Below are 21690 nucleotides of genomic sequence, written 5' to 3' on the forward strand. Positions count from 1 at the left end.
TAGTAAACGTTTCCTTATAAAAAAGCAAGTCTTTTATATCGAATTTGAGAAAAAAATGTCAAACGATTGACAGACAATTAGGAGCTTGTTTTTATGAAAATCAATGAAAATATGAAAGTTTTTGAAAAAATACACATAAAAACACGTAGAAAAAGGCGTTTTTGAGAGAATTTTATTAGGAAAGTAGCAAAAACTATCAAAAAATTTAACAATCGAAAAACTTTTTCTGCAAAACGCTTGACATATTTTTAAATCGTGATAGAATAATAATTGTAGGGCGAATAAATCGCTTTCAAACAAGAACAAATTTTTTTATAAGGAGATTTTTGCAAATGACCAATACAGAAATTGCAAAAAAAGTCATCGAAGCCTTGGGTGGACGTGAGAACGTCAACAGTGTAGCTCACTGTGCGACTCGCCTCCGTGTTATGGTAAAAGATGAAGCGAAAATCAATAAGGATGCTATCGAGAACTTGGAAAAAGTTCAAGGGGCTTTCTTTAACTCTGGTCAGTACCAAATCATCTTTGGTACTGGTACAGTAAACAAGATGTACGATGAAGTCGTAGCTCTTGGATTGCCAACATCTTCTAAAGAAGATATGAAAGCAGAAGCTGCTAAACAAGGAAATTGGTTCCAACGTGCTATCCGTACTTTCGGTGACGTATTCGTACCAATCATTCCAGTTATCGTAGCGACTGGTCTTTTCATGGGTGTTCGTGGTCTCTTGACCGCTCTTGGAATGACACTTCCAGAAGATGTAACAACTTATACTCAAATCTTGACAGATACTGCCTTTATCATCTTGCCAGGTTTGGTTGTTTGGTCAACATTCCGCGTATTCGGTGGTAACCCAGCGGTTGGTATCGTTCTTGGTATGATGCTTGTTTCTGGTTCACTTCCAAATGCCTGGGCCGTTGCGTCTGGTGGTGAAGTAACTGCAATGCAATTCTTTGGATTTATTCCAGTTGTTGGTTTGCAAGGATCCGTTCTTCCAGCCTTTATCATCGGGGTTGTCGGAGCTAAATTTGAAAAAGCTGTTCGTAAAGTTGTGCCAGACGTTCTTGACCTCTTGGTAACACCATTCGTAACACTTTTCGTGATGTCAATTCTTGGTTTGTTCATTATCGGACCAGTCTTCCACGTTGTTGAAAACTACATCCTTCTTGGAACAAAAGCTCTCCTTAACTTGCCATTCGGTCTTGGTGGTTTCTTAATCGGTGGAGTTCACCAATTGATCGTCGTATCAGGTGTTCACCATATCTTCAACTTGCTTGAAGTCCAATTGCTTGCTGCTGACCATGCTAATCCATTCAACGCTATCATTACTGCAGCTATGACTGCTCAAGGTGCTGCGACTGTTGCCGTTGGTGTGAAAACTAAAAATCCAAAACTTAAAACGCTCGCTTTCCCAGCTGCTCTTTCTGCCTTCCTAGGTATTACAGAGCCTGCTATCTTCGGGGTTAACTTACGTTACCGTAAACCATTCTTCCTTTCATTGATCGCTGGTGCAATCGGTGGTGGACTTGCTTCAATCCTTGGACTTGCTGGTACAGGTAATGGTATCACCATCATCCCAGGTACAATGCTTTACATTGGTAATGGGCAGCTTCTACAATATCTATTGATGGTAGCTGTATCATTCGCACTTGGTTTTGCTCTTACTTACATGTTTGGTTACGAGGATGAAGTAGAAGAAGTTTCAGGAGCAATTTCTGAAGCTGAAACTGACCGTTTAACAGAAGAAGCAGTAACTGGTAATCTTGTTTCACTTAGCGAAGGTGTCATCCAAACACCAATCGTTGGTGACGTTGTTGCTCTTTCAAAGGTGAATGATCCAGTGTTCTCAAGCGGAGCTATGGGACAAGGTATCGCTGTAAAACCAAGTGAAGATGTCGTTTATGCACCAGCTGATGCTGAAGTAACAATCGTCTTCCCAACTGGCCATGCTTATGGATTGAGAACAGCTAACGGTGCTGAAATCTTAATTCACGTTGGTATCGATACTGTTTCAATGAACGGTGAAGGTTTCAACCAAAAAGTTAATCAAGGTGATAAGGTTAAAGCTGGAGATGTTCTTGGAACATTTGACTCAGCTAAGATTGCTGCTGCAGGTCTTGATAACACAACTATGGTTATCGTAACAAACACTGCAGACTTTGCTTCAGTAAATTCAGTTGCTTCTGGATCTGTTGCTAAGGGTGATGCAATTATCGAAGTTAAAGCCTAATAAATCAAAAAAACGAACAAATGTCATGTTTGTTCGTTTTTGTTTAAATGGTAAAATTTACAGAGAAAAAACTAAAATATAGAGTAATCTTCCTTTTAGGAATATGCTATAATAGAGAAAATAAATACAAGAGGTTTATCATGACTAAACTATACGGAAGCTTGGAAGCAGGCGGTACAAAATTTGTCTGTGCTGTCGGAGATGAAAACTATAACGTTGTAGAAAAAGTACAATTTCCAACAACAACACCTATCGAGACAATCGATAAAACCATCGAGTTCTTCTCAAAATTTGAGAATCTTGCAGGACTTGCCATTGGTTCATTTGGTCCAATCGATATTGATAAAAACTCAAAAACTTACGGGTTTATCACAACAACTCCAAAACCTAACTGGGGAAATGTAGACTTGCTCGGTGCCCTTCGTCGCGCTCTAAACGTGCCAATGTATTTCACAACAGACGTAAACAGTTCTGCATACGGTGAAGTAGTTGCTCGTAACAATGCTGGCGGTCGTATCGAAAACTTAGTTTACTACACAATCGGTACAGGTATCGGAGCTGGTGTTATCCAACGTGGTGAGTTTATCGGTGGTGTTGGTCACCCTGAAATGGGTCACTATTATGTGGCTAGACACCCAATGGATATTGAAAAAGAATTCAACGGTGTTTGTCCTTTCCATAATGGATGTTTGGAAGGCTATGCAGCTGGTCCAAGTTTGGAAGCTCGTACAGGTGTTCGTGGGGAAAACATTGAACTGAACAATCCTGTATGGGATGTTCAAGCCTACTACATTGCTCAAGCTGCAGTTAATGCTACGGTAACTTTCCGTCCAGATGTGATTGTATTTGGTGGTGGAGTTATGGCTCAACAACACATGCTTGATCGAGTGCGTGAGAAATTCACAGCTCTTCTCAATGGCTACCTACCAGTGCCAGATGTACGTGATTATATCGTTACACCGGCTGTTGCAGGAAATGGTTCGGCAACTCTTGGGAACTTCGTCCTTGCTAAGAGCGTCGCAAAATAAGTATCAAAAATTAGAGGCTGGGACAAAAGTCCTAGCCTCTTTTTGATGTTAGATTGTCGAGCAAGACGCAGTGGTTGAGTGGGCTCTACTACGCTGATTTCATCAGCTTTTACAGCCCTACTCAACTGTGCGGAGGTGGGACGAAGAAATCGAATTCTAACGAATTACCGATTTCTGTCCCACTCTCTCTTTCTTTAGTCTTTTTCTATTTTTGTTTCCTGATGGAATATGTTTTGCCAAGTTTCGTGGCGGCGCCAGATGCTGGTATGAATGGTATCACCGACTTGGTAACGGATGAGTTTTGTTTTCCGACTGATAGAGGTTAAATGAAGCTCTTTAATGGCTGAGGTCAGTTCTTTTTCAGCCTTATAGGCATTCTTGTCCAGTTCTTGTCCGTCCTGGCGGATATAAATGAAGTCTTCTGCAAGTAATTCCTCCAATTGATTTCCTTGGTCGATTAGTTGCTCTCTCATGAGCAATTTTTTATAGACATTATCTAGGATTTCATCTTCAGGGATTGGTGCTGGTTCGATATGAATGTCTGTGTCAAAAACACCAAAACGTTCTGATAACATTGATTCAACCTGGTCCGCAATTTCATGACTTTCAAAAACAGACAGATCTGGGTTCATTTCCAGAGTAATATCTAGATAAATATTGCTTCCGTAGGTACGCCCCCGTTGTGATTTGACCTTGCTAATCTTGGGGATTTCCATGATAGCTTTTTGATAATCTTCTAGCAAGTGTTCATCAAAACCATCAGAAAGGCTGAAGGATGACTCGATAAAGATGTCATAAGCAGTTTTAAGAATAAAGAAGGTAATGATAATGGCGACCAACTTATCCACGATTGGATAGTTGAAGCTGCTGGCTAGAATAGCAATAGAAGTTCCAAGAGATGTTACGGCATCTGACAAATTATCCTTGGCTGCTGCCTTAAGGGCTTTAGACTTGGCTTGCTTGCTCAGATGGGTATTGTAGAGATAAACTACAAACATGATGATAGCAGAGATGACTCCCAGAGTCGCCCCAAGTGGATCAATGACTGTTTGCTCTCGGCTGAGTATCTTTTGAATGGTATCTCGTAGAACATCAAAACCAACGTAAAACATGATGATGGAAGTGATGAGACTGGCCAAGTCCTCTATTTTCCAATGACCGAAGCGATGGTCTTTATCTGCCGGTTGGCGAGCCAAACGAATCCCGATGAGGAGGGCCACGTTTCCGACGATATCTGAAACGTTGTTAAAACCATCTGCCACCAAACTGGATGAATGGAGTAGGTGTCCGGTTGCTAGCTTAGCTGCAGACAAGAATAGATAGGTCAAAATGCTGATAATAGCACCACGCTCAGCCAATTTTAAGTTTGAAACCGATTGATTCATCTAACTCCCCTTCTAGCATTTCAGTATGTTTTCATTATACTGGTTTTCCAAGGAAAATTCAAATAGAGGAAGTAAGCTAATTTCACCTCAACCCTTGAAAACTTTTGAAATTTTGATATAATAGAACTACTCAAGGGAGTAGCTGGCGGGAAACCGCGATAGTGTCGTCATTACGAATTATTTCCGGCACTATATTAAACAGCGAGACTTGTTTTTTTAAAAAACAGGTCTCTTTTTTTGTAAAAAGAGGCCAAAAAGGAGGAGACTGTTTTGTCAAAAGAACAAAATAAAGACTTGTTTTACACTCAAACCGCAGAAGAAGTCCTAAAGAACTTGGACTCATCTATCGAAGGTTTGTCAACTGCTCAAGCTCAAGAACGCTTGGCGACTTATGGTCGTAATGAGTTAGAAGAGGGTGAGAAACGTAGCCTACTAGCTAAATTCCTTGATCAATTTAAGGACTTGATGATTATCATCTTGCTGGCGGCAGCGGCACTTTCTGTGATTACAGAAGGAATGGACGGTCTAACGGATGCCATTATCATCTTGGCCGTTGTTGTCTTGAATGCTGCCTTTGGAGTTTACCAAGAAGGGCAAGCAGAAGCAGCCATTGAAGCTCTGAAAAATATGTCTAGCCCGATGGCCCGTGTTCGTCGTGATGGTCATGTTATTGAGATTGACTCGAAAGAATTGGTACCTGGAGATATCGTCTTGCTTGAAGCAGGAGATGTAGTTCCTGCAGATATGCGCTTGTTTGAAGCAGCTTCTCTAAAAATCGAAGAAGCAGCTCTTACAGGGGAATCTGTCCCAGTTGAAAAAGATGTGACAGGACTTGTTGAAGCAGATGCTGGTATCGGGGACCGTGTAAACATGGCTTACCAAAACTCAAACGTAACTTACGGTCGTGGTATTGGTGTTGTGACTAACACTGGTATGTATACAGAAGTTGGTAAGATTGCAGATATGTTGGCTAATGCCGACGAGACAGAGACACCATTGAAGCAAAGCCTGGAACAATTATCTAAGGCCTTGACTTACTTAATCATTGTGATTGCAGTTATTACCTTCTTGGTTGGTGTCTTTGTTCGTGGTGAACATCCATTAGAAGGCTTGATGGTGGCGGTTGCCCTTGCAGTAGCGGCTATTCCAGAAGGGCTTCCTGCCATTGTAACCATCGTTCTATCTTTGGGAACTACAACCCTTGCAAAACGTAATTCGATTGTCCGCAAATTGCCAGCGGTTGAAACTCTTGGTTCAACAGAAATCATCGCATCTGATAAAACAGGTACCTTGACTATGAACCAAATGACGGTTGAGAAAGTTTATACCAACGGTCAATTGCAAAGTGCTGCAACTGAGATTGCTGCTAACAATAATACCCTCCGTATCATGAACTTTGCCAATGATACCAAGGTGGACCCATCTGGTAAGCTGATTGGTGATCCAACGGAGACTGCTTTGGTTCAGTTTGGTTTGGACCACAACTTCGATGTCCGTGAAGTCTTAAAGGATGAGCCACGTGTGGCTGAATTGCCATTTGACTCAGATCGAAAACTCATGTCTACCATTCATAAGGAAGCAGATGGCTCTTACTTTATCGCTGTCAAGGGTGCGCCTGACCAATTGCTTAAACGCGTGACACGCATCGAAGTCAACGGAGAAGTTCGCCCAATCACAGAAGAAGATAAAAATGCTATCCTTGCTACCAACAAAGACTTGGCCAAACAAGCCCTTCGTGTCTTGATGATGGCTTATAAGACAAGTCATGAAATTCCAACCTTGGAATCTGAAATTGTTGAATCTGACCTCATCTTCTCTGGTTTGGTCGGCATGATTGACCCTGAGCGTCCAGAAGCTGCAGAAGCTGTCCGTGTTGCTAAGGAAGCAGGTATCCGTCCAATCATGATCACTGGTGACCACCAAGATACAGCGGAAGCTATCGCCAAACGTCTCGGAATCATCGATCCAAATGATACAGAAGACCATGTCTTCACTGGTGCAGAGTTGAATGAACTCACTGATGAAGAATTCCAAAAAGTCTTTAAGCAATACTCTGTTTACGCGCGTGTATCGCCTGAGCACAAGGTTCGTATCGTGAAAGCTTGGCAAAATGAAGGCAAGGTTGTTGCCATGACAGGTGACGGGGTTAATGATGCGCCATCACTTAAGACAGCTGACATCGGTATCGGTATGGGGATTACAGGTACAGAGGTTTCTAAGGGAGCTTCGGATATGGTCCTTGCTGATGATAACTTTGCAACCATTATCGTAGCGGTAGAAGAAGGACGTAAGGTCTTCTCAAATATCCAAAAATCAATCCAATACCTCTTGTCTGCTAATATGGCTGAGGTCTTCACTATCTTCTTTGCAACCTTGTTAGGTTGGGATGTGCTTCAACCAGTGCATTTGCTATGGATTAACCTGGTAACAGATACGCTACCAGCTATCGCCCTTGGTGTGGAACCTGCTGAGCCAGGTGTCATGACTCACAAACCTCGTGGCCGTAAGTCTAACTTCTTTGATGGCGGTGTCTTCGGAGCAATCATTTATCAAGGAATCTTCCAAACTATGCTAGTTTTAGGTGTTTATGGTTGGGCTCTTCTCTTCCCAGAGCACCAAAGTCATACTGAAATCCATGCGGATGCCCTTACCATGGCTTTTGCAACTCTCGGTTTGATCCAATTGCTCCATGCCTTTAACGTTAAGTCGGTTTACCAATCGATCTTTAAAGTGGGACTCTTTACGAACAAGACCTTTAACTGGTCTATCCCAGTTGCCTTTGTCCTCTTTGTGGTGACAATTTTGGTTCCTGGATTTAATAATCTCTTCCACGTGTCACATTTGAGTTTGACTCAATGGATGGTGGTTGCTGTAGGAGCGCTTATGATTGTAGTCCTTGTTGAGATTGTCAAAGCAGTTCAACGAGCACTTGGAAAAGATAAAAACGCTATTTAAACATTGAAAAGTCATCTTTGGATGGCTTTTTTGCTTTTATATATGGTAAACAGAGATAGATTTTATGCTATAATCAAGTTGAGAAAAAGATGGAGGAAAGAGTCTTGGAAAAGAAAATTGTAACAGATATCTTGTTTTTGTCGCAGGTATCCCAGCCTGCTAGTCAGGAAGATATACCCCTAGCAAAGGATTTGCAGGATACCCTACAGGCTAACCGAGAAACTTGTGTTGGACTGGCCGCCAATATGATTGGGGTGCAAAAACGCGTCATTATTTTTAATATCGGCATGATTCCCATGGTCATGTTTAATCCAGTCCTTTTGTCCTTTGAAGGTCCTTACAAGACAGAGGAAGGTTGTTTGTCTTTGACAGGTGTCAGACCGACAACTCGGTATGAAAAGATTACCGTGGTTTATCGGGATATCCATTGGCAGGAACAGACCATCACTTTAACTGGTTTTCCAGCTCAGATTTGCCAGCACGAATTGGATCATTTGGAAGGGATCATCATTTAGGCTTAAATCCTTGGTAGTCCTAAAAAAATATGCTACACTAACACTATGAAAATTCTAATCCCAACTGCAAAAGAAATGAATACCGAAATCCCTAGTTTAGAGGCTAAACCCTTACGTCCTGAAAGTCAGGCAGTGCTGGATGAATTGGCAAGATATTCTGCCCAAGAGCTGGAGAGTTTTTACAAAATCTCTGCCGAAAAAGCGCAAGAGGAGTATGACCATATCCAGGCCTTGAAAAATGGAACTGCGACAAACTATCCAGCCTTGCACCTCTTTGATGGACTCATGTATCGCAACATCAAACGGGACGATCTCACCAAGGCGGAGCAAGCCTATCTCGAAAAACACCTCATGATAACGTCAGCTCTCTATGGTGTGATTCCAGCCTTTGCGCCGATTGCGCCTCACAGACTGGACTTTTTGATGAAGCTCAAAGTCGCTGGAAAAAGCTTGAAAAGTCACTGGCAGCTAGCCTATGAGGAGTCAATGAGAGATCAGGACCTAATCTTTTCTCTCTTGTCTTCGGAGTTTGAAAATGTCTTTCCTAAAGAAATTCGTGAGAAAATGGTGACTTTCAAGTTTATGGAAGAAAGAGATGGAAAGCTTAAAATCCACTCAACCATTTCCAAAAAAGCTAGAGGTGCCTTCCTAACAGCCTTGATGGAAAATCAAGTAACTTCGGTTGAAGAGATTACAAAACTAAGCTTTGCAGGTTTCAATTATCGAGAAGACCTGTCTAGTGACAAGGAATTGGCTTTTGTAAAATAGATTGAAAATAGAGAGTGGGACAGAAATCGGTAATTCGTTAGAATTCGATTTCGTTGTCCCACCTCCGCACAGTTGAGTAGGGCTGTAAAAGCTGATGAAATCAGCGTAGTTAGAGCCCACTCAACCACTGCGTCTTGCTCGACAATCCAAAGGCAATTGAGAGGCTAGGACTTTTGTCCCAGCCTCTTTTTGTGATTTGGTGCTCCTATTTTTAGTTTAGAATGGTAGGAATTTTCTCACAATTTTGGTATAATAGGACTATTAGAAAATTTCGAGGAGACAAACATGTCAGTTAAGATTGCTTTACTTGGATTTGGTACAGTAGCCAGTGGTGTGCCATTCTTGCTAAAGGAAAATAGAGAAAAAATTGTTCAAGCAGCTCAGTCAGAAATCGAAGTAGCTAAAGTTTTGGTCAAAGACGATCAAGAGAAAGCACGCTTGCTTGAAGCAGGAAATGATTTTAATTTTGTAACAAATATCGATGAAATCTTGTCAGATAAAGACATCACGATTGTTGTTGAGTTGATGGGGCGTATCGAACCTGCTAAAACATTTATCACTCGTGCTTTAGAAGCAGGCAAACACGTCGTGACAGCCAACAAGGATCTTTTGGCAGTCCATGGTGCAGAATTGCTTGAGGTAGCCAAAGCGCACAATGTTGCTCTTTACTACGAAGCAGCTGTTGCAGGAGGAATCCCAATCCTTCGTACCTTGGTCAACTCACTAGCATCAGATAAAATCACACGTGTTCTTGGTGTTGTCAATGGAACATCTAACTTCATGATGACCAAAATGGTCACAGAAGGCTGGTCTTATGAAGATGCTTTGGCAGAAGCCCAACGACTTGGCTTTGCTGAAAGCGACCCTACCAATGATGTTGACGGGATTGATGCGGCCTACAAGATGGTCATCCTCAGTCAGTTTGCCTTTGGTATGAACGTCAAGTTTGAAGATGTTGGCCACCAAGGAATTCGCAACATCACTCCAGAAGATGTAGCAGTAGCTCAAGAGCTTGGTTATGTGGTTAAATTAGTTGGGTCTGTTGAAGAAACAGCTTCTGGGATTGCTGCTGAGGTTACACCAACCTTCCTTCCTAAAGATCACCCACTTGCAAGCGTTAACGGTGTTATGAATGCTGTCTTTGTCGAATCTATCGGTATCGGCGAGTCTATGTACTATGGACCAGGTGCAGGTCAAAAGCCAACTGCAACAAGTGTTGTGGCTGATATTGCTCGTATCGTTCGTCGTCTGAATGATGGAACAATTGGAAAAGCCTTTAATGAATACAGCCGTCCAGTAGTCTTGGCTAAGCCAGAAGATGTCAAAGCCAACTACTATTTCTCAATCTTGGCTCCAGATTCAAAAGGTCAAGTCTTGAAATTAGCTGAACTCTTTAATGCGGAAGATATTTCCTTCAAGCAAATCCTTCAAGATGGTAAGCAAGAAGGCAAGGCTCGTATCGTCATCATCACTCATAAAATCAACAAGGCGCAACTTGAAAATATTACAGCAGCTTTGAAGGATGTAGCTGAATTTGAACTTCTCAACACCTTCAAGGTTTTAGGAGACTAAGATGAAGATTATTGTACCTGCTACAAGTGCCAATGTGGGTCCTGGTTTTGACTCGGTTGGTGTAGCTGTAACGAAGTATCTAGAAATTCAGGTTTGTGAGGAACGTGAAGAATGGATGATTGAGCACCAATTAGGCAAATGGATTCCACGTGATGAACGTAATCTTTTGCTCAAGATTACGCTACAAATTGCTCCAGACCTACAACCAAGACGTTTGAAGATGGTCAGTGATATTCCTCTTGCGCGTGGACTAGGTTCTTCTAGTTCAGTCATTGTTGCTGGGATTGAACTGGCAAATCAATTAGGAAATCTCAAATTAAGTGATCACGAGAAGTTGCAATTGGCGACTAAGATTGAAGGGCATCCTGATAATGTTGCACCGGCTATCTATGGAAATCTGGTCATTGCGAGTTCAGTAGAAGGTCAGGTTTCAGCTGTTGTGGCGCCTTTCCCAGAGTGTGCCTTTCTAGCCTACATTCCAAATTATGAATTGCGAACTCGAGATAGTCGTGGTGTCTTGCCTAAGAAATTATCCTACAAGGAAGCTGTTGCAGCAAGTTCGATTGCCAATGTGGCTATCGCAGCCCTACTGACTGGAGATATGGTCAAAGCAGGCCAGGCTATTGAGAGTGACCTCTTCCACGAGCGTTACCGTCAAGAACTGGTGCGAGAATTTGCGACGATCAAGAAAGTTGCCAAGAGAAATGGTGCTTATGCGACTTACTTGTCTGGTGCTGGTCCGACTGTTATGGTCTTGGCTGATCCTGACAGGATGCCTAAGATTAAAGCAGAGCTTGCAAAGCAACCCTTCAAAGGCAAGCTTCATGATTTGCAAGTAGATACACAAGGCGTTCGCGTCGAAGCAAAATAAATAGAACAATAGGATGGGGAAACTCTCTAGTAGAGGGCTTCCTGTCCTTTTTTTGAAAATGAAAGATGGGAACTGAAATGTTTCCTGTGTTTAGCGACCAACAGATGGTCAAGGAGGATTTGAAATGGCAGAAATATATTTAGCAGGTGGTTGTTTTTGGGGCTTAGAAGAGTACTTTTCCCGTATTTCTGGAGTGCTGCAAACCAGTGTTGGTTATGCCAATGGACAGGTAGAAACCACCAATTATCAACTGATCAAAGAAACAGATCACGCAGAGACTGTGCAAGTCATTTATGATGAGAAGGCGGTCTCGCTCCGTGAGATTTTACTCTATTATTTCCGAGTCATTGATCCTTTATCTGTCAACCAACAAGGGAATGACCGTGGTCGTCAATACCGCACAGGGATTTATTACCTAGAAGAAGCTGATCTACCAACGATTAATACAGTAGTTCGCGAACAAGAACTCCTCATCGGTCGTAAAATAGCAGTAGAAGTGGAGAAACTACGTCACTACATCCTGGCTGAAGACTACCACCAAGACTACCTCAAGAAAAATCCTGGAGGCTATTGCCACATTGATGTGAGGGATGCGGAGAAGCCACTCATAGATGCCGCCAACTATGAAAAACCGAGTCAGGCAGTTTTACGAGAAAATTTGTCAGAAGAGTCTTATAGAGTTACCCAAGAGGCTGCGACGGAAGCTCCCTTTAGCAATGCTTATGACCAAACTTTTGAGGAAGGGATTTATGTCGATATCACGACTGGTGAGCCCCTCTTCTTTGCCAAGGATAAGTTTGCCTCAGGCTGTGGTTGGCCAAGCTTTAGCCGACCTATTTCTAAAGAGCTGATCCATTACTATCGTGACTTGAGTCATGGCATGGAACGTATCGAAGTTCGTTCACGTTCAGGAAATGCTCACTTGGGACATGTCTTTACAGACGGACCTCAGGAACTAGGTGGTTTACGCTATTGTATCAATTCTGCTTCCTTACGTTTTGTCGCTAAGGATGACATGGAGGAAGCTGGCTATGGTTACTTGCTTCCATATTTGAACAAGTAGAAAGAGAGAGTGGGACAGAAATCGTTAATTCGTTAGAATTCGATTTCGTCGTCCCACCTCCGCACAGTTGAGTAATACTCAATGAAAATCAAAGAGCAAACTAGGAAGCTAGCCGCAAGCTGTACTTGAGTACGGTAAGGCGACGCTGACGTGGTTTGAATCTGATTTTCGAAGAGTATAAGGTTGTAAAAGCTGATGAAATCAGCGTAGTAGAGCCCACTCAACCACTGCGTCTTTTTCGACAATCCAAAGACAATTGAGAGGCTAGGACTTTTGTCACACTCTCTTCATTTTGAAATAGAAGGGACTTATGAAACACTTACTTTCTTATTTTAAACCATATATCAAGGAGTCTTTCCTAGCGCCCTTGTTTAAGTTGCTAGAAGCCGTTTTTGAACTCTTGGTTCCCATGGTGATAGCTGGGATTGTTGACCAATCGATCCCTCAAAAAGATCAAGGACATCTGTGGATGCAAATGGGTCTCCTCTTTGTTTTTGCGGTTATTGGTGTTTTGGTAGCTTTAGTAGCCCAGTTTTATTCAGCCAAGGCAGCTGTCGGCTTTACCAAGGAGTTGACCAATGACCTCTATCGCCATATTCTCTCCTTGCCCAAGGACACTAGAGACCGCCTGACGACTTCGAGTTTGGTGACGCGTTTGACTTCAGATACTTATCAGATTCAAACGGGAATCAATCAATTTTTACGTCTGTTTTTAAGAGCTCCCATTATTGTCTTTGGGGCTATTTTCATGGCCTATCGTCTCTCGCCTGAATTGACCGTCTGGTTTTTGGGCATGGTTGCCATTTTGACCGTTGTCATTGTCGTTTTATCACGTTTGGTCAATCCTCTTTATAGCAGCTTGAGAAAGAAAACAGACCAGCTGGTTCAGGAAACACGCCAACAGATACAAGGTATGCGCGTGATTCGTGCCTTTGGTCAAGAAAAAAGAGAAATTGAACATTTCCAACGACTCAATCAAGTCTATACGGCTATTCAAATGAAGACAGGTTACTGGTCTAGTCTTCTGACACCTTTGACCTATTTGATCGTCAACGGAACCTTGTTAGTGATTATCTGGAATGGCTATATTTCTATCCAAGGAGGTTGGCTCAGTCAAGGTGCTTTGATTGCCCTGATTAACTATCTCTTGCAAATCTTGGTAGAGTTAATCAAATTGGCCATGCTCATCAATTCGCTCAACCAGTCTTATATTTCTGCCAAGCGGATTGAAGAAGTTTTTTCCGAAAAACCTGAGGATATTCATTCTGAGATTCAGGCTGGAAGAGTGTTTGGTCCCCAAGTTTTACAAGTCAGTCACTTGACTTTTACCTATCCAGATGCAGCTCAACCTTCTCTAAGGGATATTTCTTTTGGAATGAAAGAAGGGCAAATTCTTGGAATCATCGGTGGGACTGGTTCTGGTAAATCAACCTTGGTACAGGTTCTACTTGGCCTTTATTCGGCAGATAAGGGAAGCATTTCCCTTTATCGAGATGGACGTAGTCCTCGCAATCTTGCTGAATGGCGATCTTGGATGGCCTATGTCCCTCAAAAGGTTGAACTCTTTAAGGGGACCATCCGTTCCAACTTGACTTTAGGAATGGAAGAGACAGTCTCTGACCAAGAACTCTGGCAGGCTTTGGAAATTGCCCAAGCCAAGGATTTTGTCAGTGAAAAAGAAGGGCTCTTGGACGCAGAGGTCCAAGCAGGAGGTCGTAATTTCTCAGGTGGTCAGAAGCAACGCTTGTCCATTGCCCGAGCAGTTTTACGTCAAGCACCTTTTCTCATCCTGGATGATGCGACTTCGGCCCTTGATACGATAACTGAGTCTAATCTTCTAAAGGCCATTCAGGAAAACTTGCCAAATACCAGCTTGATCCTGATTTCCCAACGGACTTCGACCTTGAAGATTGCAGAGCAGATTCTTCTTTTAGAGAAGGGGCAACAATTAGCACTTGGAAATCATGAAGAATTGATGGAAACTAGTCAAGTCTATCGTGAGATCAATGCATCCCAACATGGAAAGGAGGACTAGAATGAAAGGCAAACATGCAAGTCAAACCCTTAAACGATTAGCAAAAGATTTAGCAAGCCATCCCATCCTTCTTTTCCTGGCTTTCTTGGGAACCATTGCTCAAGTGGCCCTATCCATCTATCTGCCAATCTTGATTGGACAGGTGATTGACCAAGTCTTAGTGACGGGCTCATCTCAGGTGTTCTGGCAAATTTTTCTCCAGATGATTTTGGTAGTCATCGGAAATACGCTGGTACAATGGGCCAATCCCCTCCTCTATAATCGTCTCATCTTTTCCTATACCAGAGATTTGCGAGAAAAAATCATTGAGAAACTCCATCGTCTCCCAATCGCCCTTGTAGATAGACAAGGTAGTGGGGAAATGGTCAGCCGTGTGACGACAGATATTGAACAGTTGGCCGCAGGTCTGAATATGATTTTCAACCAATTTTTTATCGGAGTATTGATGATTTTGGTCAGCATCCTTGCCATGCTCCAAATTCATCTCTTGATGACGTTATTAGTGCTCCTCTTAACACCTCTGTCCATGGTCATTTCACGCTTTATCGCCAAGAGGTCCTACCATCTCTTTCAGAAGCAGACAGAGACTAGGGGGATTCAAACCCAGCTGATTGAAGAATCACTTAGTCAGCAAAACATTATCCAGTCTTTTAATGCTCAGGAAGAATTTATCGATAGACTTCATGAGGCAAATGACAACTACTCAGGTTATTCTCAATCGGCTATCTTTTATTCGTCAACAGTCAATCCCTCGACACGATTTGTCAATTCCCTTATTTATGCTCTTCTTGCTGGGGTAGGGGCCTTACGCATCATGGCAGGTTCCACTTTGACCATTGGTCGTTTGGTGACTTTTTTAAACTATGTGCAACAGTATACCAAACCCTTTAACGATATTTCATCAGTTTTGGCTGAGTTGCAGAGTGCCTTAGCCTGCGCAGAACGTGTTTATGCTGTGTTAGAAAGTCCTGAAGTTACAGAAACTGGTCTGGAAGAATTAAACAGTGACCAAGTCAAGGGAGCCATTTCCTTTAAGCATGTTTCTTTTGGCTACAATCCTGAAAAGATTTTGATTAAGGACTTGTCTATGGATATTCCAGCGGGTAGTAAGGTTGCCATCGTTGGTCCGACAGGTGCTGGGAAGTCTACCCTGATCAATCTTCTCATGCGTTTTTATCCTATTAACTCAGGAGATATTTTGCTAGACGGTCACTCGATTTATGACTATACCCGTGCATCATTGAGACAGCAGTTTGGAATGGTGCTCCAAGAAACTTGGCTCAAGCAAGGAACTATTCATGACAATATTGCCTTTGGAAATCCTGATGCTAGCCGAGAGCAGGTTATTGCAGCAGCTAAGGCCGCGAATGCAGATTTCTTTATCCAACAGTTGCCACAGGGCTATGATACCAAGCTTGAAAATGCGGGTGAATCCTTGTCTGTTGGTCAGGCTCAGCTTTTAACCATTGCCCGTGTCTTTCTAGCCATCCCTAAGATTTTGATCTTAGACGAAGCGACATCCTCCATCGATACTCGGACAGAGGTGCTGGTTCAGGATGCCTTTGCCAAACTCATGAAGGGGCGGACAAGCTTTATCATCGCCCACCGTTTATCGACCATTCAGGATGCTGATTTGATTCTTGTCTTGGTAGATGGAGATATTGTCGAACATGGGAATCATGAGGAGCTTATGGAGAGAAAAGGCAAATACTATCAAATGCAGCAAGCAGCAGCTTTTAGCCCAGAATAAATGGGAAAGCCATTATAATGCCAATGAACAAACAAGAAAAGTTGCCTTGGGGTGACTTTTTTGTTACAATAACTAGAAAAATTGTGATATCTAATACTCAATGAAAATCAAAGAGCAAACTAGAAAACTAGCCTCAGGGATTGCACCAGTCGTCCAACTTCAAAAAGCAGGAGTGCCGGTTGGTATTGCGACAGATTCCGTTGCTTCTAATAACAACCTTGATATGTTTGAGGAAGGGCGGACCGCAGCACTGCTACAGAAGATGAAGAGTGGTGATGCTAGCCAATTCCCAATCAAAACCGCCCTCAAGGCCTTGACGATTGAGGGGGCTAAGGTATTAGGAATGGCAGATGTGATTGGTAGTCTAGAAGTCGGCAAGCAGGCTGATTTCCTCGTCATCCAGCCCCAAGGAAAAATTCATCTCCAACCACAAGAAAACATGCTGTCTCATCTAGTCTATGCCGTCAAATCCAGTGATGTTGATGATGTCTATATTGGTGGAGTACAGGTCGTGAAAGATGGTCAAGTTTTGACGGTTACCTTGTAAAAATAAGTATAAATTCTCTCAATCTCATGAGATTTTTCTCGTGAGATTTTTAAAGTTTAGCCTAGAATAAGCTTGTCTGACTTCAAAGAGTAACATTTTGAAAATAAATTTTAAAAAAGTCAGTTAGATAATTATGAGAAAATATGGTATAATTGAAAGATGCAAAAAAAGGAGTAACTATGGACATTTCAGAAATTCGTCAAAAAATTGATGCAAATCGTGAAAAATTAGCTTCTTTCAGGGGGTCTCTTTGACCTCGAAGGTTTAGAGGAAGAGATTGCTATTTTGGAAAACAAAATGACAGAACCTGATTTTTGGAACGATAATATTGCGGCCCAAAAGACGTCGCAAGAATTAAACGAACTCAAAAATACCTATAATACCTTCCACAAGATGGATGAGCTACAGGATGAAGTTGAGATTTTACTGGACTTTTTGGCAGAGGATGAATCCGTTAAGGATGAGCTGGTTGAGAAACTCTCTGAGTTAGACCAGATGATGACTAGCTACGAAATGACCCTTCTCTTGTCAGAACCCTATGATCACAACAACGCCATCCTTGAAATCCATCCTGGTTCAGGGGGAACAGAGGCTCAGGACTGGGGCGATATGCTCCTTCGTATGTATACTCGCTATGGAAATGCCAAAGGCTTCAAGGTTGAGGTCCTGGATTACCAAGCAGGTGATGAGGCAGGAATCAAGTCAGTAACCTTGTCTTTTGAAGGACCAAATGCTTATGGTCTTCTCAAGTCAGAGATGGGAGTTCACCGTTTGGTTCGAATCTCACCATTTGACTCTGCTAAACGTCGCCACACCTCATTTACTTCTGTAGAAGTTATGCCAGAGTTGGATGATACCATCGAAGTTGACATCCGAGAGGATGATATCAAGATGGATACCTTCCGTTCAGGTGGAGCAGGTGGACAAAACGTCAACAAGGTTTCAACAGGTGTCCGTTTGACCCACATTCCGACAGGTATCGTCGTAGCATCAACTGTTGACCGTACTCAGTACGGAAACCGTGACCGTGCTATGAAGATGCTTCAGGTAAAACTCTATCAGATGGAGCAGGAAAAGAAAGCTGCTGAGGTAGACTCGCTCAAGGGTGAGAAAAAGGAAATTACATGGGGAAGCCAAATCCGCTCCTATGTATTTACACCTTATACAATGGTAAAAGACCATCGTACAAACTTTGAAGTAGCGCAAGTTGATAAGGTTATGGATGGAGACCTAGATGGTTTCATCGATGCTTATCTGAAATGGCGTATCAGTTAAAAGAAAGGAAGTCACATGTCAATCATTGAAATGAGAGATGTTGTCAAAAAATACGACAACGGGACAACAGCCCTACGTGGCATCACTGTAAATATCGATGCAGGAGAATTCGCCTACATCGTAGGACCTTCAGGTGCTGGTAAATCAACTTTTATCCGTGCCTTGTATCGTGAGGTCAAAATCGACAAAGGAAGCTTGCAAGTTGCAGGTTATAACCTCGTTAAGATAAAAAAGAAAGATATTCCGTTCTTGCGTAGAAACGTTGGAGTAGTCTTTCAGGATTACAAACTTTTGCCAAAGAAAACCGTTTATGAGAACATTGCTTACGCCATGGAGGTTGTTGGTGAAAGTCGTCGTAACATCAAAAAACGTGTTATGGAAGTCTTGGACCTTGTTGGTCTGAAGCACAAGGTTCGTTCATTCCCGAATGAACTTTCAGGTGGTGAACAACAACGTATCGCCATTGCGCGTGCTATCGTAAACAATCCTAAGGTTTTGATTGCCGACGAACCAACAGGAAACTTGGACCCAGATAACTCATGGGAAATCATGAACCTCTTGGAACGTATCAATCTTCAAGGGACAACTGTTTTGATGGCGACCCACAACAGCCAAATCGTAAATACCTTGCGCCACCGCGTTATTGCCATCGAGAATGGTCGCGTGGTACGTGATGAAGCGAAAGGAGAGTACGGATACGATGATTAGTAGATTTTTCCGCCATCTGTTCGAAGCTTTAAAGAGTTTAAAGCGTAATGGGTGGATGACCATTGCTGCTGTCAGTTCAGTAATGATTACCTTGACCTTGGTTGCTATCTTTGCTTCAGTTATCTTCAATACTGCGAAATTAGCAACTGATATTGAAAACAACGTCCGCGTCATGGTTTATGTTCGTAAAGACGTTGAAGACAACAGTGAAACCATTGTAAAAGAAGGCCAAACAGTCACTAACAATGACTACCACAAGGTCTATAACGCCCTTAAAGCTCTGCCAGCTGTAAAAAATGTAACCTTCTCAAGTAAAGAAGAACAGTACCAAAAGCTGACTGAAACTATGGGTGATGAGTGGAAGGTGTTTGAAGGAGATGCAAACCCTCTTCATGATGCCTACATCGTAGATACCAATTCACCAAGTGATGTAAAACCTGTAGCTGAAGAAGCTAAGAAAATTGAAGGTGTCTCTGAAGTCCAAGACGGTGGTGCCAATACCGAACGTCTCTTCAAGTTGGCTTCCTTCATCCGTGTATGGGGATTAGTCATCGCAGGACTCTTGATCTTCATCGCAGTCTTCTTGATTTCAAATACCATCCGTATTACTATCATTTCACGTAGCCGTGAAATCCAAATCATGCGTTTGGTTGGTGCCAAGAACGGTTATATCCGTGGCCCATTCTTGCTAGAAGGTGCCTTTATCGGATTGTTTGGAGCAGCTCTTCCATCAGCATTGGTTTACTTTATCTATAATCGAGTGTTCCAATCTGTCAACCCATCCTTGGTTGGTCAAAACCTATCTTTGATTACACCGAATACCTTTATTCCATTGATGATCGGTCTCTTGTTCCTCATTGGAATCTGTATCGGTTCACTAGGTTCAGGAATCTCAATGCGTCGATTCTTGAAAATCTAAGTCACATAACTGGATAAAACACATAAAAAAGTAGGATGTCATCAAGACTTCACAAATCTTGATGCCCCGCTTTTTCTTTTGGTCTTGGTGCTTACTCGCTTGCCAATTTTGGGTAAAGAGTGTATGATAGGAAAGGACCTTTTTACTAATATGAAAAATGAACAATGAATGAGGAAAAGATGAAACAATTTTTGGAAAAAGTGAGCATACTCTCCCTATCGTTAGTATTGATCACATCGTTTTCAATTTCGAGTGCCCTGCCTGCTATGTTTGACTATTATCAGGGTTATTCGACTGGTCAGGTTGAACTCTTGGTCAGCCTCCCATCCTTTGGGATTATGGCCATGCTTTTATTGAACGGAGTTTTAGAGCGTATTTTTCCTGAACGCCTCCAGTTGACCTTGGGACTCTTGATTTTATCCATCAGTGGAACAGCACCTTTCTGGTATCAGGGTTATTACTTTGTCTTTGCGACACGCTTGCTATTTGGGCTTGGAGTAGGAATGCTCAATGCCAAGGCTATTTCGATCATCAGTGAACGTTACCACGGCAAAACTCGTATCCAAATGCTTGGTTTTCGTGGGTCAGCTGAGGTAGTAGGAGCCTCTATCTTGACGCTGGCAGTCGGTCAGCTCTTGGCCTTTGGCTGGACAGCAACCTTCCTAGCCTATGCAGCTGGTCTAGTAGTTCTCGTACTCTTCCTTCTCTTTGTCCCTTATGGAAACGCAGAAGTTCATGAGTCCAAGCATCAGACAGAAGAAGCAGTAAGATTGACTGCTTCTATGAAAAAGCTCATTTTCTTCCTTGCCATTGCAGCTGCAGTGATTGTATGTACCAATACGGCTATTACCTTCCGTATCCCGAGTCTCATGATTGAGGCAGGTTTCGGAGATGCTCAGTTGTCGAGTTTGGTACTCAGTGCCATGCAGTTGATCGGGATTCTAGCTGGAATCAGCTTTTCTTTCCTGATCTCGACCTTCAAGGAAAGACTTCTATTGGTAGCTGGTGTAACCTTTGGAATTGGTCAAATCATCATCGCTCTTGCTCCATCACTCTGGGTAGTCGTTGCTGGTTCTATCCTGGGAGGTTTTGCTTACAGCATCGCCCTGACGACAGTCTTTCAGTTGATTTCTGAGAGAATCCCTGCAAAACTCCTCAATAAAGCAACTTCCTATGCGGTTTTAGGATGTAGTTTTGGTGCATCTTTAACGCCATTCGTTCTCTCAGGGATTGGTCTGGTCACTCAGGATGGTCGCATGACCTTTATCATTCTAGGGGCATGGATGATTGCCACTTCGGTCCTTGTTTCCCTTTTATTGAAAAAAGAAGCCTAACAAAGAAAAAAACTCAAGGAGAATCCTTGAGTTTTTTTGTGTATTAGGCAAACATCTGCCAAAAGTAATCGATGATGTAGGTCAAGCCATAGGTGTAAACGACCAGAGTAAAGGGCTTGGTCAGGATGATAATGGTCATATACCGCTTGAAGCTCATCTTGGTCAAAGCAGCCAACATGCAGAGAAAATCAGCTGGACTAACTGGCCAAATCATCATAAAGATAAAGAATCGGTCAAAGCGATTGCCCTCATCCAGCCAGCCGATATACTTGTCATAGGTGCGTTTGCTGACCATGGACTGGACAAAAGGCGCACCATAGAGCCTTACTAGGTAAAAGATAATAGCACAACCAATGACAATACCGATATAGTTGTAAATGGTCCCAATGATATGACCGTAGATAAAGACACCTGCTACAGATGTCAGAGCACCAGGGATAATAGGCACGACCGTCTGCAAAATCTGTAAAAAGATAAAGAGCGGTGGGCCCCAGATGCCTGCCTGTTGGATAAAGGCAGAAAGGGTTTCCTTGGAGTGCAGGATACCAGCCTGATAGGCCCAGATGCAGAATATTAAAGTACCAACTCCACCGAGGATGGAGGAAATATGAATGGCTTGCTGTAGAAGGGGAGAAACAGCTTTCATTTCTTTCTCGTGTGACATGTAAACTCCTCTTGTCTAGTATGATTCTACTATACCATATTTTAGGGAGAAAGACTAGATGGGATACTTCGTG

At 42.6% G+C, this 21690-nt stretch carries 16 protein-coding genes and 1 pseudogene; 15 read left to right on the plus strand and 2 right to left on the minus strand.

The genetic code is table 11. The features are described from left to right. The first annotated feature begins 332 nt into the window (after positions 1-332). Together ACVC7R_RS04985 and scrK are read left to right on the plus strand one after the other, a co-directional pair. Entirely contained in the window at positions 333-2228 is a 1896-nt protein-coding gene (locus tag ACVC7R_RS04985; protein WP_447263798.1) for a sucrose-specific PTS transporter subunit IIBC, read from the plus strand. A 140-nt stretch (positions 2229-2368) separates the two neighbouring features. Beyond that, positions 2369-3256 (plus strand): fructokinase ScrK, encoded by an 888-nt coding sequence (gene scrK / locus ACVC7R_RS04990; protein WP_447263799.1) that lies wholly within the window; start codon positions 2369-2371, stop codon positions 3254-3256. A 194-nt stretch (positions 3257-3450) separates the two neighbouring features. Here scrK and ACVC7R_RS04995 read toward each other — a convergent pair whose 3' ends face one another. Next, entirely contained in the window at positions 3451-4641 is a 1191-nt protein-coding gene (locus ACVC7R_RS04995; protein WP_447263800.1) for a cation diffusion facilitator family transporter, read from the minus strand. 270 nt (positions 4642-4911) lie between these two features. Between ACVC7R_RS04995 and ACVC7R_RS05000 the strand changes: the two genes are divergently transcribed. From ACVC7R_RS05000 to ACVC7R_RS05060, 13 genes and pseudogenes are all read left to right on the plus strand, one after another. Continuing rightward, positions 4912-7596, plus strand: a complete 2685-nt coding sequence (locus tag ACVC7R_RS05000) for a cation-translocating P-type ATPase (protein WP_447263801.1) — start codon at positions 4912-4914, stop codon at positions 7594-7596. A 104-nt stretch (positions 7597-7700) separates the two neighbouring features. Further along, positions 7701-8111 (plus strand): peptide deformylase, encoded by a 411-nt coding sequence (locus ACVC7R_RS05005; RefSeq protein WP_447263802.1) that lies wholly within the window; start codon positions 7701-7703, stop codon positions 8109-8111. Between the two features lie 45 nt (positions 8112-8156). Next, complete coding sequence (yaaA, locus tag ACVC7R_RS05010; RefSeq protein ID WP_447263803.1) at positions 8157-8879, plus strand: peroxide stress protein YaaA; 723 nt, start codon at positions 8157-8159, stop codon at positions 8877-8879. Between the two features lie 285 nt (positions 8880-9164). Beyond that, on the plus strand, positions 9165-10451 hold the full coding sequence (locus ACVC7R_RS05015; protein WP_447263804.1) for a homoserine dehydrogenase: 1287 nt from the start codon (positions 9165-9167) through the stop codon (positions 10449-10451). Position 10452: 1 nt separating this feature from the next. Then, positions 10453-11322 (plus strand): homoserine kinase, encoded by an 870-nt coding sequence (thrB, locus tag ACVC7R_RS05020; RefSeq protein WP_447263805.1) that lies wholly within the window; start codon positions 10453-10455, stop codon positions 11320-11322. Between the two features lie 124 nt (positions 11323-11446). Continuing rightward, on the plus strand, positions 11447-12385 hold the full coding sequence (gene msrB / locus ACVC7R_RS05025) for a peptide-methionine (R)-S-oxide reductase MsrB (protein WP_447263806.1): 939 nt from the start codon (positions 11447-11449) through the stop codon (positions 12383-12385). Positions 12386-12695: 310 nt separating this feature from the next. After that, on the plus strand, positions 12696-14420 hold the full coding sequence (locus ACVC7R_RS05030) for an ABC transporter ATP-binding protein (protein WP_447263807.1): 1725 nt from the start codon (positions 12696-12698) through the stop codon (positions 14418-14420). Position 14421: 1 nt separating this feature from the next. Further along, on the plus strand, positions 14422-16170 hold the full coding sequence (locus ACVC7R_RS05035; protein WP_447263808.1) for an ABC transporter ATP-binding protein: 1749 nt from the start codon (positions 14422-14424) through the stop codon (positions 16168-16170). Positions 16171-16294: 124 nt separating this feature from the next. Then, positions 16295-16717 (plus strand): annotated as a pseudogene (locus tag ACVC7R_RS05040) (amidohydrolase family protein); the annotation flags it as partial. 179 nt (positions 16718-16896) lie between these two features. After that, positions 16897-17992 (plus strand): peptide chain release factor 2 gene (gene prfB / locus ACVC7R_RS05045; protein ID WP_447263809.1). Its coding sequence is split into 2 segments (ribosomal slippage): positions 16897-16968 and positions 16970-17992, totalling 1095 coding nucleotides; the frame shifts between segments, so codons are not numbered across the junction. A gap of 15 nt (positions 17993-18007) precedes the next feature. Continuing rightward, complete coding sequence (ftsE, locus tag ACVC7R_RS05050) at positions 18008-18700, plus strand: cell division ATP-binding protein FtsE (RefSeq protein ID WP_004251332.1); 693 nt, start codon at positions 18008-18010, stop codon at positions 18698-18700. Then, a complete protein-coding gene (gene ftsX, locus ACVC7R_RS05055) occupies positions 18693-19619 on the plus strand; it encodes a permease-like cell division protein FtsX (protein ID WP_447263810.1) in 927 nt (308 codons plus the stop codon). The genes ftsE and ftsX overlap by 8 nt, the downstream gene beginning before the upstream one ends. Before the next feature lie 179 nt (positions 19620-19798). Further along, positions 19799-20953 (plus strand): MFS transporter, encoded by a 1155-nt coding sequence (locus ACVC7R_RS05060; protein WP_447263811.1) that lies wholly within the window; start codon positions 19799-19801, stop codon positions 20951-20953. Between the two features lie 43 nt (positions 20954-20996). On the opposite strand, the gene ACVC7R_RS05065 is transcribed toward ACVC7R_RS05060, so the two are convergent. Continuing rightward, positions 20997-21617 (minus strand): TVP38/TMEM64 family protein, encoded by a 621-nt coding sequence (locus tag ACVC7R_RS05065; RefSeq protein ID WP_447263812.1) that lies wholly within the window; start codon positions 21615-21617, stop codon positions 20997-20999. Positions 21618-21690: the final 73 nt, after the last annotated feature.

It is taken from the genome of Streptococcus sp. Z554 (assembly GCF_053010305.1).

Coding starts and splice junctions, on each gene's coding strand:
- ACVC7R_RS04985 (WP_447263798.1), top strand. CDS start 333: ATGACCAATACAGAAATTGCAAAAAAAGTCATCGAAGCCTTGGGTGGA.
- scrK (WP_447263799.1), top strand. CDS start 2,369: ATGACTAAACTATACGGAAGCTTGGAAGCAGGCGGTACAAAATTTGTC.
- ACVC7R_RS04995 (WP_447263800.1), bottom strand. CDS start 4,641: ATGAATCAATCGGTTTCAAACTTAAAATTGGCTGAGCGTGGTGCTATT.
- yaaA (WP_447263803.1), top strand. CDS start 8,157: ATGAAAATTCTAATCCCAACTGCAAAAGAAATGAATACCGAAATCCCT.
- ACVC7R_RS05015 (WP_447263804.1), top strand. CDS start 9,165: ATGTCAGTTAAGATTGCTTTACTTGGATTTGGTACAGTAGCCAGTGGT.
- thrB (WP_447263805.1), top strand. CDS start 10,453: ATGAAGATTATTGTACCTGCTACAAGTGCCAATGTGGGTCCTGGTTTT.
- msrB (WP_447263806.1), top strand. CDS start 11,447: ATGGCAGAAATATATTTAGCAGGTGGTTGTTTTTGGGGCTTAGAAGAG.
- ACVC7R_RS05030 (WP_447263807.1), top strand. CDS start 12,696: ATGAAACACTTACTTTCTTATTTTAAACCATATATCAAGGAGTCTTTC.
- ACVC7R_RS05035 (WP_447263808.1), top strand. CDS start 14,422: ATGAAAGGCAAACATGCAAGTCAAACCCTTAAACGATTAGCAAAAGAT.
- ftsE (WP_004251332.1), top strand. CDS start 18,008: ATGTCAATCATTGAAATGAGAGATGTTGTCAAAAAATACGACAACGGG.
- ftsX (WP_447263810.1), top strand. CDS start 18,693: ATGATTAGTAGATTTTTCCGCCATCTGTTCGAAGCTTTAAAGAGTTTA.
- ACVC7R_RS05060 (WP_447263811.1), top strand. CDS start 19,799: ATGAAACAATTTTTGGAAAAAGTGAGCATACTCTCCCTATCGTTAGTA.
- ACVC7R_RS05065 (WP_447263812.1), bottom strand. CDS start 21,617: ATGTCACACGAGAAAGAAATGAAAGCTGTTTCTCCCCTTCTACAGCAA.